Source organism: Streptomyces rishiriensis, from assembly GCF_030815485.1.
Taxonomy (GTDB): domain Bacteria; phylum Actinomycetota; class Actinomycetes; order Streptomycetales; family Streptomycetaceae; genus Streptomyces; species Streptomyces rishiriensis_A.
In genome coordinates this window covers 8188168-8201927 of record NZ_JAUSWV010000002.1, presented here as the reverse complement: position 1 = coordinate 8201927, position 13760 = coordinate 8188168, and the positions used below count along the sequence as shown (strand labels likewise).

The following is a 13760-nucleotide window of genomic DNA, read 5'->3' as shown; positions in this document are numbered from 1 at the left end:
CGGCACGCCCGCGCCTGAACCGCCCGCGCCCCGTTGCGCACCCCAACGCCCGCACGCCCGCACGCCGTGCCTGAACGTCTACGCGCCGCGCCCGCCCGCCCCTGCCTGCGCGTCCGTCCCCGCACCTGGCGCCTGTACACCCATGTCCGCACGCGCATGTGATTCACCTCATACAGGCGAACACCTAGCGTTCACTAGGTATTGGCGCGCATGATCGAGCCTGCTCATCCGCGTTCCACCGACCCCACCCGCCCCCGACACCCCGCCCCGCGGCGCCGAGGACTCGACATGCCCCACCCCTGGACCGCCCGCGTCATCTCCCCCTCCCGACCGGCGCAGCCGTCCGCCACCACGGTCCGCCCGGCCGCTCTGCTGCGCGGCGAGTTCACCGTGCGGGGCACGGTCGTGGCGGCCCGGCTCTCCGTCACCGCGCTCGGCGTGTACGAGCTGGAACTCAACGGCGCCGTGGTGGGCGACCACGTCCTCGCCCCCGGCTGGACGAGCTACCACCACCGCCACCGCTACCAGGTCTTCGACGTCACGGGCCTGGTCCACGACGGGGCCAACGCCTGGGGCGCGCACCTGGCGGACGGCTGGTACCGGGGGCTGCTCGGCTTCAACGGCGGCACCCGGAACATCTACGGCGAGGACACCGGCCTGCTCGCCGAGCTGCACATCGAGTACACCGACGGGACCGCGCACACCGTCACCACGGACGGGGACTGGCGCTGGAGCCCCGGGCCCGTGACGGCGGCCGGGCTGTACGAGGGCGAGGAGTACGACGCCCGGCGCGAGCAGGCCGGGTGGAGCAGGCCCGGCTTCGACGACTCGGCCTGGGAGCCGGTGCGACTCCTGCCGTTCGACACCCGCGTGCTCTTCGAGGCCGACAGCCCGCCGGTGCGCCGCATCGAGTCGGTCGCCCCCGTCGCCGTCACCTCCTCCCCCACCGGCCGCACCCTCGTCGACTTCGGCCGGAACCTGGTCGGCCGGCTGCGTGTCCGTGTCCGGGGCGAGGCGGGCCGAACCGTCACGCTGCGGCACGCGGAGGTCCTGGAGGACGGCGAGCTGTGCACCCGTCCGCTCCGGCACGCCACCGCGACGGACCGCTACACCCTGCGCGGTGACGCGGACGGCGAGGTGTGGGAGCCCCGTTTCACCTTCCACGGCTTCCGCTACGCCGAGATCGACGGTCTGCCCGGAGACCTGGACCCGGCCGACCTCACCGCCGTGGTCCTGCACAGCGACCTGCGCCCCACCGGCTGGTTCTCCTGCTCCGACGCCTCGCTGAACCGGCTGCACGAGAACGTGGTGCGGGGGATGCGCGGCAACTTCCTCGACGTGCCCACCGACTGTCCGCAGCGCGACGAGCGGCTCGGCTGGACCGGCGACGTGCAGGTCTTCGCCCCCACCGCGGCGTTCCTGTACGACGTCCGCGCCTTCCTGCGCTCCTGGCTGCGCGATCTGGCCGCCGACCAGGGCGACGACGAGCGGGGCGTCCCGCCGGTGTTCACTCCCGACATCCCGGTGATCGCTCCCGTCCCCATCCCGGCGGGCAATCCGCCGATGGCCGGATGGTGCGACGCGGCCGTGATCGTCCCCTGGGTGCTGTACGAGCGCTACGGCGACACCGAGGTCCTGCGCGCCCAGTACGCCTCGATGCGCGGCTGGGTCGACGCGGTCGACCGCATCGCCGGAGACGGCCGCGTCTGGGGCGAGGGCTTCCAGTTCGGCGATTGGCTGGACCCGGCCGCGCCCGCCGACGACCCCGGACGGTCGACGACCTCCTCCGACCTGGTGGCCACCGCCTACTTCGCGCACTCGGCCCGACTGCTGGCCCGCACCGCCCAGGTGCTGGAGGAGAAGGACGACGCCGAGCACTACCACGCACTGGCCGACTCGGTCCGCGACGCCTTCCGGGACCGTTTCCACACCGGTGGCGGGCAGCTCGCGCAGGAGACCCAGACCGCGTACGCCCTCGCGCTGTGCTTCCGGCTGCTGGACGGCGACGCCGAACGCGCCGAGGCCGGACGGCGGCTGGCGGACCTCGTGGCCGCGGGAGGGCACCGCATCGGCACGGGGTTCCTCGGCACCCCGCTGGTGTGCGACGCGCTGACCGACACCGGTCACGTGGACACCGCTTTCGGGCTGCTGACGCAGCGCTCCTGCCCGTCCTGGCTGTACCAGGTCGACATGGGCGCCACGACCGTCTGGGAGCGCTGGGACAGCATGCTTCCCGACGGCAGCGTCAATGCCGGCGAGATGACCTCGTTCAACCACTACGCGCTCGGAGCCGTCGCCGACTGGATGCACCGCACCGTCGCCGGTCTGGCGCCCGCCGAGCCCGGCTACCGCCGGCTCCTGGTCCGTCCCCGGCCGGGCGGTGGCCTCACCTGGGCCCGCGCCGCCCACGAGACTCCGTACGGCAGGGCCGAGACCGACTGGCGCGTCGAGGGCGGCCTGCTGCTGGTGGACCTGCTCGTGCCCCCGGACACCTCCGCCCTCGTCGAGCTGCCGGGCGCCGAACCCGTGACCGCGGGACCCGGACGGCACACCTTCCACACCCCGCTGCCCCGGCGGCAGCCGCAGACGTGACCCACGGCCGCAAGGGCGCGGAGGGCGCGTTCGCGTTCCTGCCCTCATCGGGGGCTCCGCGCCCTGACTTTCGCGCCCCGAACTCCGCGACCTGCCCTCGGCCGGCCGCCGACCCCGGCCCTTCGCCGACCGGCACCCCTCCGCCACCCGCGATCCCCCACCCATGGAGCACGCAGTGACCCACCCGTACCAGGACCCCCGCAACAGCGTCGCCGAGCGCGTGAACGACCTGCTGGCGCGCATGACCGTCGACGAGAAGGCCGGGCTGCTCTTCCACCACGCCATCGGCATCGGCGAGCGGCCCGCACCCGCCGGGCGCACCGCCGAGCAGATGATGTCCGAGAGCCTGATGACGCACTTCAACCTGCTCGGAGCCGGTAGTCCGCGCGAGATGGCCGACCTGCACAACCATCTCCAGCAGCTGGCCGCCGACACGCGTCTCGGCATTCCGGTCACCCTCTCCACCGACCCCCGCCACGCCTTCACCGACAACCCGGGCACCGCGATGCTGGCCGGCCCGTTCTCCCAGTGGCCGGAGTCGCTGGGCCTCGCCGCCGTCGGCGACGCCGACCTCGTACGGCGGTACGCGGACACCGTGCGCCGCGAGTACCTGGCCGTCGGCCTGCGCGTCGCCCTGCACCCGCAGATCGACCTGGCGACCGAGCCCCGCTGGGCGCGCGGCTCGGGCACGTTCGGCGAGGACGCCGACCTGACGTCGCGACTCGTCGCCGCCTACATCGAGGGACTGAGGGGGCCGGGCGACGGCCTCGGCGCCGACAGCGTCGCCGCGATGGTCAAGCACTTCCCCGGAGGCGGACCGCAGAAGGACGGCGAGGACCCGCACTTTCCCTACGGCAAGGAGCAGATCTACCCCGGCGGCCTCTTCGACTACCACCTCCAGCCCTTCAAGGCCGCCATCGCCGCCGGCGCCACCCAGGTCATGCCGTACTACGGCATGCCCGTCGGAACCGGGCACGAGGAGGTCGGCTTCGGCTTCAACCGCGGCATCATCACCGGCCTGCTGCGCGAAACGCTGGGCTTCGAGGGCATCGTCTGCACCGACTGGGGACTCGTCACCGACCAGCTGGTCATGGGCGAACCGCACCTGGCCCGGGCCTGGGGCGTGGAGGACCTCTCCCCCGCCGAACGGCTGTTGAGGATCCTGCACGCGGGCGCGGACCAGGTCGGCGGCGAGTCCTGCTCCGACCTGATCGTGGACCTGGTGCGCACGGGCCGGCTCGAGGAGTCGCGGCTCGACGCCTCCGTGGTCCGGCTGCTCGGTGAGAAGTTCCGCCTGGGCCTGTTCGACGAGCGGCGCTACGTCGATCCCGACGCCGCCGAGGAGACGGTCGGCCGCGCCGACTTCCACGCCGCGGGGGAGGTCGCCCAGCGCCGCTCGGCCACCCTGCTCAAGAGCGGCCCGCTGCCCCTGTCCGGCAGGCCACGTCTGTACGTCGAGGGCGTCGATCCGGCGACGGCCGCCGAGTACGCCGACGTCGTCGCCGACCCCGCCGACGCCGACTTCGCGGTGCTGCGCCTGACCACGCCGTACGAACCCCGGCCCGGTCTGTTCGAGTCCTTCTTCCACGCCGGCCGTCTCGACTTCCCCGAGGACCGCCTCAAGGAGATCCTCCGCCTGCTCGACGCCGTGCCCACCGTCGTGGCGATCCATCTGGAACGCCCGGCCGTCATCCCCGAGATCGCCGACCGCTCGGCGGCGCTGCTCGCCGTGTACGGCACCGGCGACCGCGCCCTGCTCGACCTGCTGTTCGGCCGGTCGGCGCCGGAGGGCTCGCTGCCGTTCCAGCTCCCCCGCTCCATGGCCGAGGTCGAAACCGGACGCCCCGACGTGCCCCAGGAGAGCACCGACCCGCTCTACCCCTTCGGCCACGGTCTGCGCTACGCGGCCGACGTGTGACGGCCTCGCTACCGGTGCGCTCACGTAGTCGGCTGTCGCCGGCTTCCTGAGGGGAAGTCAGGGCGATGTCGACTGCGATCGGCTGAAGCAGCTCGGTGACCCGCTGCCTTTCCCAGGCCACCGAGGGCGGTGCCGCCGAGTGAGCTCGGCGCCGTCCCCGCTGTGCTGCTCAGCCGTGTATCACCGCGGGGGGAACGAAGCGGACCCAGCAGGCCCGTCGGCGTCGGCAGCCGGAGAAGGGTGCTGATCCGCTTGCGTCAGCACGGGGCTCGGCCCGGACTCAGCGCGGTGTCAGAGGGTGACCTGCGGGTGTGCGGGGCTGAGGTGGCGGACGGCGCTGTGGGTGGAGTGCTCGGTGAGCAGGTCCCGCAGTTCGCCGGCGGCGGTCTTGAGAAGGTGGCCGTCGCGAGTGGCGTGCAGGGTCTCGAGGACGAAGGCGACGTGGGTGGAGTCTTCGGTGACGCGGGTGCGGTGGGCGTCGCGGTGGTTCCAGTGACGGGTGAGGACGTCGGTGGTGTCGGTGTAGATGATCTCCCCGGCCTTGGGGTTCTCGGCGGTGTCGGGCTCGCCGAGCGGAGTGAAGGTCTCGCCGCCGTCGGCGTAGCGGATCTCGACGTCGCCGGTGACGCGGTCGAGGTCGAAGGCTCCGGCCGGCAGGCCATGGCGGACGGAGACGGCGTTGTAGGAGTCGACGGCCGGGTTGATCCGGGGCAGGGAGCCCTTCTTCGCCAGGCGGCGGCCGAGGGCATCGACGCTGGGGCGGATGCGGCGGGGGTTGGTGCCGAAGGAGCGGTAGGCGCTGTGCCATGCCTCGATACGCGGGTCGCTCTCGTCGGCGGGGGCCCAGGTTCCGGCGGCGAGCCGCTGCTCCAGGTCTTCCTGGACGGCGGCGGTGGCGGGCCAGGCTTCGCGGCCGCGCAGGCCGGTGGCGATGACGACGGCGATGAGGGTGTCGGGGAAGGCGTCGGCGACGGCGGCGCCGAGGCGGAAGGTGGTCATCGCGAGGGGGATCCGTTCCGGTGAAGGGGGCTGGGTGGCGGGGTCACGGCTTCCAAGTGGGCTGGGTGGCGGGGTCACGGCTTCCAGGTGCCGATGCGGTCCAGGCGACGTAACTGCTGTGCGGCGGTGGGCGCGTCCAGGGCGGCGTCCCGGGGGGATGAACATGCCGGGCTCCTTGCGAGCACCTGGGACCGGCCGGGCGGTGCGCGGGACGTGGGCCTTCCTGGCGCCGAGGCCGCCGAGGAAGTCGGCGCATCCGTAGGCCAGGGAGTTGCCCAGGGCCAGCAGCAGAGCGATCACGGGACATCCCTTACTATCAATGGAACGACTACACCGTACAACGCACCGACCGGAAGTCGTCAACCGAACGACCGCACGGTGCAGTGCGCTGATCCGCTGACCGAAAGGGTGGTAGCGATGGCCGAGACCGAGGCGGCGCTGCGGACGCTCTCGCACAACGTCCGCGCGGCCCGTACCCGCGCCGGCCTGTCGCTGGACGAACTCGGCCGACGCGCCAAGGTCAGCAAGGGCGCCCTGGTCGCCCTGGAGAAGGCGCAGGGCAACCCGAACTTCGCCACCCTGGTCCGCCTCGCCGACACCCTCGGCGTCTCCGTCTCCGCACTGATGGAAGGCAGCCCCGAAGAACGCGTCCGGGTGGTGAGCGCCGACGCCGTCATGCCCCTGTGGAAGGGTGAGCGCGGTAGCGAGGCCCGGCTGATGCTGACCACCGGCGGCCCCGCGGCCACCGAGGTCTGGCGATGGACGCTGGAACCCGGCGAGGAGTACCCCAGCCACCCTCACCAGGCCGGCGTCGTGGAGACCGTCAGCGTCACCGCCGGACGAATGGTGCTCGTCGTGGACGGCGCCGCGCATCCCGTCGAGGCCGGGCAGACCGCCGCCTTCGACGCCGACCGCGCGCACACCTACCGCGGCTCGGGCACCGAACCCTGCCACCTGATCATGACCGTCCATCTCCCCCCGGGCCCCGCGTAGCCTCGAACGCCCTGTCCAGCTGGGCATCCAGCGTGACCCCGTACACGTCCGGCGCTCCGCCGCCTCTCCCGTCGCCGCCGTCCCCACCATGGACGGCAGCGGACACCACGGGACGGCCGACGGGCGCGCTGCCGGAAACCGTCCGCCTGCCTTGCGGACCTCCCTTCCGGACCGGGATGCGCCCGCGCACGCCGTGCGGGTTCCTCGCGTCCGGCGTGGGCCTGGGGTTTCTGGGCAGTCGGGACACGGACCCGCTGGTCGGCCCGAGGAGACGGAATGGCGAAGGACTCACCGTTGAAAGCCGTGGGATGGGCGCGTTCGCTGCCCGTGAGCAGCGGGGTGAAGGTCGCCCGGGAGTGGACGCGTGCGCATGTGGCCTCGATCGGCTGGACGCGGAGCGCACCGGACCTGGTGGATTCGATCGTGCTGGCGGTGTCCGAGCTGGTCACCAACGCCCACGTGCACGCCCACAGCGCGGCACAGCTGATCCTCACCTGGGACGAGAAGTGCTTGCACGTCACCGTGCATGACGCCTCGCCCCGGCTGCCCGAACAGCGCGACCCGGGCCACAGCGCGCCAGGAGGGCGCGGGCTGCTGCTGATCGACGCCCTCGCCGACAAGTGGGAGGCCTATCCCTGCCCCCGCGGCAAGAGCGTGACCGCCTGCTTCCAGGCACCCGCGTCCGCCACGCCCGGAGCGACCGGCCCGGAGTGAAAGGCCCGGTCGCCGCGAGGAGGTCACGCCATGGCATCCGACGAGGACGAGAGGCTCGAGCGCGCCATCCTCGATCTCCTGGGACGGCGGCGGCCGGACGTCTCGATCTGCCCCTCCGAGGTGGCTCGGTCGGTCCACCCCGGTACGGACGACGGCTGGCGACGGCTGATGGAGCCCACGCGTGCCGCGGCACAACGCCTGTCCCAGGCGGGTCTGGTGGAGATCACCCAGGCCGGAGAGCCCGTCGACCCGACGACGGCCCGTGGACCGATCCGGATCCGCCGGACACGCTGACGGCCGCCGCGGACGCACGGGCGGACCGCGGCATCTCCGGGGCGGGGATCAGCGCCACACAGGGGCCGCCGGGATCGATCACGTCGCCTCGCCCGGATCCCGCCGAACTCATCTGAAACATTTGCCCCGGCCCACCGCGTCTGTGAGGTGTAGCCAACGGAAAGGCGCCGAGGGGTGGGAATGAGAAGGTCCCGGACATCGTCCCGGACAGATGAGTTCATGGAGTTCGCCACCGGACGTGCCGGGCATCTGCACCGCTCCGCGTGCCTGCTCACCAGCGGGGACACCCACCTCGCCGAGGACCTGGTGCAGGAGACGCTCAGCCGGATGTACACCTTGTGGGGGCGGATGTCCCGGATCGACAACCCTGCCGCGTATGACCATACCGTGCTCGTACGGACGTTTTTGACACACCGTCGGCGGTACTCCGCGGCCGAGCGCCCCCTGGCAGATCTGCCGGACACCGCGATGCCCCGGAGCTCGGAAGACCCGGCTCTGCGGCTCGCGCTGCTCCAGGCCCTGCGCGAACTGCCGCCCAAGGACCGGGCGGTGGTGGTGCTGCGGTACTGGGAGGACCGCAGCGTGGAAGAGACGGCCGACTCGATGAACGTGAGCTCCGCGGCCGTACGCACCCGCTCGACCCGGGCGCTGGCGAAACTCCGCGAACGGCTCGGGGGCAGCCTCACCGAACTGATCACACCGGCCTGACCGTCCCGGCCTGACGCCCCCGGCCGGACTCCCCCGCCGTTCGTTCTCTTCGTCACGAACACCCGGGCCGACGAGGGCCCGCCCCGTTCACCGATCCGCACGCCCGTCCGCACAAACACAGGAACTGGTGGTTCCGTATGCCCTTCGAAGACGAGCTCGGGAAGGTGCTCCGCGACACGGCGGGCACCTTCACCGCCGACCGGCGTTCCCTGGCGGAAGGCAGCCTGACGCGCGGCCGCCGCAGGCTGGCCCGTCGCCGCGCTTCCGCCGTGGCCGGGAGTGCCCTGGCCGTCGTCCTCGTGGCGACGGCCGGTGTCCAACTGGGCGGTGGGCGGGACGGTGACGGCAAGGCCGGCGGCCCGCCCTCGACACCGGCACCCGGCGGCGGTTACCGGAACTTCGCGGTCACCGCCGAGGAGATGGAGAACATCCTGCAGAACGGCATGGAGCGTTCCGGGATCGGTGTCGGGCACCCGAAGCTCCAGGCGCAGGGCAGTTCCGAGGCGAGCCGGTCCGCGACGGCCTCGATCGACTTCGAGGACGGCTTCAGCGCGGCGAGGGTCACGCTCTCGGTGCGCCGGGTCGACCCGGCCGAGGACTCCCTGAGGAAGCTGATCACGTGCCCGCCCGAAGGAGATTCTCCCTATGAGGAGTGCACGGCACAGCCCGACAACCGGGCCGTCAAGGGGTACACCGAGGCGGGCAAGGCGGGCGGGATCAAGAAGTGGGCGGTCACGATGCTCTCGCCGAGCGGGTACCTCATCGAGGTCGCCACCAACAACGTGGCGTCGCCGATCAACGCCACCGAGGAACCGCTGACCCGAAACCCCCGCATGAACCCGGGCAAGCTGCGCTATCTGGCGATGTTCGTCGACGGTTCGTTCCTTGCCGACGGGAAGCCCAACTCCCTGGGCACTGCCGAGCCGGGTTCCACGGCCGAGCCGGGCGACATCCTGCCCCTGCTCAAGGACCTGCTGCCCGAGCGCCTGCACGTCTATTCGGAGGGCGGCACCGCAACGGAGGGCCATGTCGTCGTCGTCGACTCCAAGAGCCGCGCCCGGACCTACATCGAGGCCACCCGGACCGCCGGCGACAAGGAGGCATGGAACGAGACACTGGCCGACGGCACCAAGGTCGGCACCCGGCAACTGCCGGGCCGGCAGCCGGGAGTGGTACAGCTCCGGGTCGACGCGCTCCGGGTCAACGGGCTGTGGATGTCCGTCTCCGCCTACAACGCTCCGAGTCCGACGTCCCGGAAGAGCGGCGCCTCCCCCTTGATCACGGCCGAAGAGCTCAAGGCCATCGCCACCAGCCGGTCCTGGCTGATCGCCCGGTAGCGTCGGTGAGCCGGCGAGCTGCGCCCCCGCCCGGCGGGCACGGCGAGCCTCGGGAGGGGCTCGTCCCGGTGAGCGCCGGAGGCGCGAGCGAGGGACCGGGACGGCCGGCCCGGCGGACGATCACTCGTGCGGATCACCCGGGCCGGGCGCCGGGACGACCCGAGGCGCCCCTTGCGTCCAGGCGAGCGTGATGCGCGTTTCGCTGAACCTCCATCCCGCCGGCGTCAGCACGGCGGTGCAGGCCGTCCGCAGGCCGCTTGTCCGGTGGGGCGGCTCACCGTCCCGGTAGAAGTACACGAGCTGGTTCGCCGTGGCCTTCGCGCGGTCACCGTCGACGCGCACCAGCACGTCACCGTGCACATGCTGGGTGCGCTCCCCCTCGACCTGGCTCCGCTTCAGCAGGGCGGTCACTTCGCCGAGGCCGCGCAGCTCGCCGTTCGGCCCCCGCACCACGATGTCGTCGTGGTAGACGGTGGCGATGTCGTCGTGGCGGCATTCGTCCAGCAGGTCGGCCAGGCGGGCGAAGAGTTCGGCGATCTCGACACGATCGGCGATCCGGTCGGCAGCGGACATCAGGTCTCCTTCTGACGGCTACTCCAATGTGGGTGGGACCCACACTACTGATGGATGTGGGTCCCACCCACACATATAAAGTGCTCGTCATGGACGAGATCCCCCGGCGCCTGACGGCGAAGCCGAGCTGGCTGATCACGCAGCTCGCCGTGCACGCCCGCCGGCTGGTGTTCGCCGGATTCACCGCCGCCGGGGCACGCGGGTACCACTACCGCATCCTGGCGGCCCTGCACGAGTTCGGCCCGGCGAGCCAGGCGGAGCTCGGCCGCCGGTGCCGCGTCGACCGCAGCGATGTCGTGTCGGCCGTCAATCGACTCGTCGAGCAGGGCTTCGTCGACCGGGCACCGGACCCGCACCACGGGCGGCGCAACCAGGTGAGCCTCACCCCGGACGGCGCCGAGCAGCTGCGACGCCTGGACCAGCTGCTCGATCAGGTACAGGACGACCTGCTCGAACCGCTGTCGGCCGAGGACCGGCAGACCTTGACCCGCCTGCTCGGCCGAGTTCTCGCCCACCACGAATCGCGGTGACGGCCCGTAGGCCCGCTCGCCCTCGACCTCCTCCATCGGTCGCAGCCGGCGCACCGAACCGGCCCGGTGGGCGCCCCGGGCGCACCGCTCGGCCCCGCTCAGGCCGTTTTCGCCGCGGACGACTTCGCGGCTCTGCTCCGACCCGCGCCCGCGCTGCTCCGAGTGGGGCCGGCGGACGCCGCCTTCCGGCTCGTGGACTCCTTGGGTCTCGTGGCCTTCCTGGGTTTCGCGGCCTCGTCGGTGCTCGTTCCTGCTCGCGCCGACGCCGCCCTGGTCGGTACGGTCGGCCACTTGAGCTCGAACTCCAGCTCGACCTCTCCGTCTCCGACCTCGACCTCGATCTCGGTGCGCAGGTCGTCGGGGATGCGCAGGCTCAGCATTCCGGGGCCGAACGCCAGTTCCACGTCGCCGCCCTCGCGCAGCGCGGCCGCGAGCGCCGTGAGCTGGTCGGCCGCCTCCAGACGCGACAGCGAGCGCTTCTGCTCAAACTTGAGGTCTTTCACCAACGCCTCCGATCCGGCATGAACCACACATAACGCCAATTCTGCGGTCATGCACGCCATCGGACATCCGGTGCGCTCGCGCGCGAAGGCGCATCAGTCCACCGGATGCCCCGGTTCGATCGCCAAGGCGTCCGCGAGCCTCAGCAGCGGACGGCCGTCGGGCCTGCCCCGCGCGCCGGACCGCACCGGGTCCAGAACGAAACCGACGTGGTCGCCCGCATCGATCCGCTGCTCGATCCTGCCGACGAACCACGCGTACGCGTCCTCGAGGACGAGCGCGCCGCCGTGCCCCTGCGTCCAGCGCGTCCGCTCGAACTTGTCCACCCGGTCGCCTGTCTCGCCCCCGAACAGGGCAGCCACCTCGAACTGTTCCGGCGTCAGCAGATGCACGGCGAGGAACTCGGCGGCGCGCGCCACCTCGAAGGTCCGGTTCACTTTCGACAGCCACACCACGAACCGCACCGGCCGCATGGAGCACTGGGAGGCGAAGCCCACGAGGCAGCCCGCCCGCTCACCGCCCGCCTCGGCCGTCACGACACACATGTCCGGGTCCAGCCGGTCGGTGAACGCGTCCATGTCCGTCATACCGATGCCCCTCCGCCGACCGACCCGCGCCCGGCCTGACGCCGGGCGAGAACCTGGTTCCCGCCGGCGGCCCGACTACACGAACGGGCACCACACTCCACGGCTCCGGCCGTTCGATCCCCGTCCACCTGTCCGCCCCGCCGACCCGTCCACTCGTCGCCCCCTCCACCCGTCCGCCCGTCCACTCGTCGCCCCCTCCACCCGTCCGCCAGGACGGCACGGCTGCTCGAAAGGCCACGGAAGTCTTCCCCGGCGGCTGCCCCCGAGCCCTTGGGACATGGCGGCCTACCCGTCCACGCTGATCGGTACGGCGCCGACGAGGTGCCCCGCAACGCGGGAGACGCGCGTGACCGGCGCCTGAAGAGAAGACACACGGACAGACGGACATGGTGCGCAGAGCAGAACAGGACCCGATGTCCGCCCATGCCGGGCAGCGGCCTGCCCGGCGTTCGGCGGTGCCCGCGGCACCCGGCGCGGCGGCCCGTGTATGGGCCGACCTGTCCGGCCGGGGCCTCGCCGCCCGAGCCGGCACGGACACCATCGCCGCGCTCCAACAGAGCGTCGGCAACGCCGCGTTGAGCCAAACGATGGGCGGCGCGGACGGCTCGCGGTCCCCCGGCCCCACCGGCTCCGCGCGTCAGGTCGTCCAGCGGATCACCACCCTTCCCGGCGGCAGCTACCCGGCGGACCGCGAGGAGGGGGACAAGGGCCCGCACTTCATGGAGCAGGAGCAGGAAGCCAGGGTGGTGACCGGCAGCGGTGCGACCCTGGGCCCTCGTGGCGTCCCCGAGCGCATCCGCTATCCCGCCCGCCAGGTGAAACCGGCCGAAGCGGGGCTGCGCGTCGCGAACGACGGCACGCTCGCCGTGCTCGACACGGACGAGCCGAAGGAGTTCTACGCCGTCCAGCAGGTCGTCGACAACGCCAACGCCTCCCTGGACGCTGCGGGCAGCATCGTGCGCCTCGCCCTGCAGGGCAGGAGCATCACCGTCGGCGGCCGACGGCTCTCCCGCGTGCAGCCGGTGCTCGCGCAGCAGACGCAGCAGCCCACCGGTGAGGAGTTCGTCTCGCTGGTGCGCAGCACCTGCATCACGGTGGCCTGCAAACTGATGGGCTCCAGCCGGGACAAGACGAGCCGGGTGGTGCTCGGCGCCGGCACCGGAGAGTTCGACATCACCCCCGGCTCCGACAGCGATCCCCGGATCAGCAGTCTGGCCGGGCAGATCGCCTCCTCGCCCGACGGCGGCCTGGACGTGCCCGGGGCGGTCGACGCGGCCGGGGCCAGGGACCGGGCGGCGCCGGACAACGGAAGGGTGTACGGCGAGGCCGTCAGGAACGGCGGACGGGACGGGACCGCCGCCCGGCTGGGCGTCAACCAGCACGCGTCACCCCACGTCGGCGAGGGTTTCGCGATCTTCAGCATGGCCGCCGAGGACGAGCGCGACCACTCCGTCCAGCCGCCGGCGGCCCGCGGCGACAACGTCTGGGGTTATCACTTCGCGGCCGTGGTCGCCTCCTCGCTCGACGGCAGCTGCCGGGTGACGCTGGAGAACTACGCGCGCAACGACTTCGACAGGATCGCGCGGGAGGAGCTGTACGACACGCTCTACCAGCGGGCGAAGAAGGCCGGCGGCTGGTTCAGCACCATCAGCGCCCTGAGCGAGACCGACGACCAGCAGACGTTCAAGAAGAAGTTCGACGACGTGATGCGCAGGCTGTGCACGGATCCTGACATCAAGGACGTTCAGGGACTTCCGCGGCGCAGGCTCCAGGAGGACTTCGAGGATCACACCGGTCGTGCGTGGTTCTTCCGCGTCTACGGCGGCGGCCCGGGCGAGAGCTTCCACGAACAGCAGTCCGCCTCCGGCTACTTCAACAATCCGCTCACCGTGCGGGTCGCGAGGCCCTGACGGGCGGTGAGCCGATCGCCCGGAGCCCCGCCCACGAGAAGGCCGCGGTGAGCGGTGCGCGCCCCGCCCACCGACCTCGCGCTGTCTTCGTACAGCCGTAGCAC

General features: G+C 72.1%; 13 protein-coding genes. 9 read left to right on the top strand and 4 right to left on the bottom strand.

Translation table 11 applies throughout. The annotated features are described in order from the left end of the window. The first annotated feature begins 288 nt into the window (after positions 1-288). Entirely contained in the window at positions 289-2592 is a 2304-nt protein-coding gene (locus QF030_RS38640; protein WP_307167223.1) for an alpha-L-rhamnosidase, read from the top strand. A 163-nt stretch (positions 2593-2755) separates the two neighbouring features. Next, positions 2756-4510, top strand: coding sequence for a glycoside hydrolase family 3 protein (locus QF030_RS38635; protein WP_307167222.1), 1755 nt, complete (start codon positions 2756-2758; stop codon positions 4508-4510). 291 nt (positions 4511-4801) lie between these two features. Here the strand turns inward: QF030_RS38635 and QF030_RS38630 are convergent, their stop codons facing one another. After that, a complete protein-coding gene (locus tag QF030_RS38630; protein ID WP_307167221.1) occupies positions 4802-5509 on the bottom strand; it encodes a B3/B4 domain-containing protein in 708 nt (235 codons plus the stop codon). 417 nt (positions 5510-5926) lie between these two features. Between QF030_RS38630 and QF030_RS38625 the strand changes: the two genes are divergently transcribed. From QF030_RS38625 to QF030_RS38605, 5 genes are all read left to right on the top strand, one after another. Further along, positions 5927-6502, top strand: a complete 576-nt coding sequence (locus tag QF030_RS38625; RefSeq protein WP_307167220.1) for a helix-turn-helix domain-containing protein — start codon at positions 5927-5929, stop codon at positions 6500-6502. 276 nt (positions 6503-6778) lie between these two features. Then, the gene (locus QF030_RS38620; protein ID WP_307167219.1) at positions 6779-7216 is read left to right on the top strand and encodes an ATP-binding protein; all 438 of its coding nucleotides are present in this window, start codon (positions 6779-6781) and stop codon (positions 7214-7216) included. Between the two features lie 30 nt (positions 7217-7246). Then, positions 7247-7510 carry a DUF3253 domain-containing protein gene (locus QF030_RS38615; RefSeq protein WP_307167218.1) on the top strand — a complete coding sequence of 88 codons (264 nt, stop codon included), beginning with the start codon at positions 7247-7249 and terminating at the stop codon, positions 7508-7510. A gap of 180 nt (positions 7511-7690) precedes the next feature. Beyond that, positions 7691-8218 carry a SigE family RNA polymerase sigma factor gene (locus QF030_RS38610; RefSeq protein ID WP_307167217.1) on the top strand — a complete coding sequence of 176 codons (528 nt, stop codon included), beginning with the start codon at positions 7691-7693 and terminating at the stop codon, positions 8216-8218. Between the two features lie 137 nt (positions 8219-8355). Continuing rightward, positions 8356-9555: a hypothetical protein gene (locus QF030_RS38605; RefSeq protein ID WP_307167216.1), complete on the top strand. Its 1200-nt coding sequence runs from the start codon at positions 8356-8358 to the stop codon at positions 9553-9555. A gap of 120 nt (positions 9556-9675) precedes the next feature. Here QF030_RS38605 and QF030_RS38600 read toward each other — a convergent pair whose 3' ends face one another. Then, entirely contained in the window at positions 9676-10128 is a 453-nt protein-coding gene (locus QF030_RS38600; RefSeq protein ID WP_307167215.1) for a nuclear transport factor 2 family protein, read from the bottom strand. 89 nt (positions 10129-10217) lie between these two features. On the opposite strand from QF030_RS38600, the gene QF030_RS38595 reads away from it, so the two are divergent. Then, positions 10218-10658, top strand: coding sequence for a MarR family winged helix-turn-helix transcriptional regulator (locus QF030_RS38595; protein ID WP_307167214.1), 441 nt, complete (start codon positions 10218-10220; stop codon positions 10656-10658). A gap of 98 nt (positions 10659-10756) precedes the next feature. Here QF030_RS38595 and QF030_RS38590 read toward each other — a convergent pair whose 3' ends face one another. After that, positions 10757-11212, bottom strand: coding sequence for an amphi-Trp domain-containing protein (locus QF030_RS38590; protein WP_307167213.1), 456 nt, complete (start codon positions 11210-11212; stop codon positions 10757-10759). Between the two features lie 42 nt (positions 11213-11254). Beyond that, positions 11255-11746 (bottom strand): flavin reductase family protein, encoded by a 492-nt coding sequence (locus tag QF030_RS38585; protein WP_307167212.1) that lies wholly within the window; start codon positions 11744-11746, stop codon positions 11255-11257. Between the two features lie 386 nt (positions 11747-12132). Between QF030_RS38585 and QF030_RS38580 the strand changes: the two genes are divergently transcribed. Then, positions 12133-13656 carry a hypothetical protein gene (locus tag QF030_RS38580; RefSeq protein ID WP_307167211.1) on the top strand — a complete coding sequence of 508 codons (1524 nt, stop codon included), beginning with the start codon at positions 12133-12135 and terminating at the stop codon, positions 13654-13656. The last annotated feature ends 104 nt before the right edge of the window (positions 13657-13760 follow it).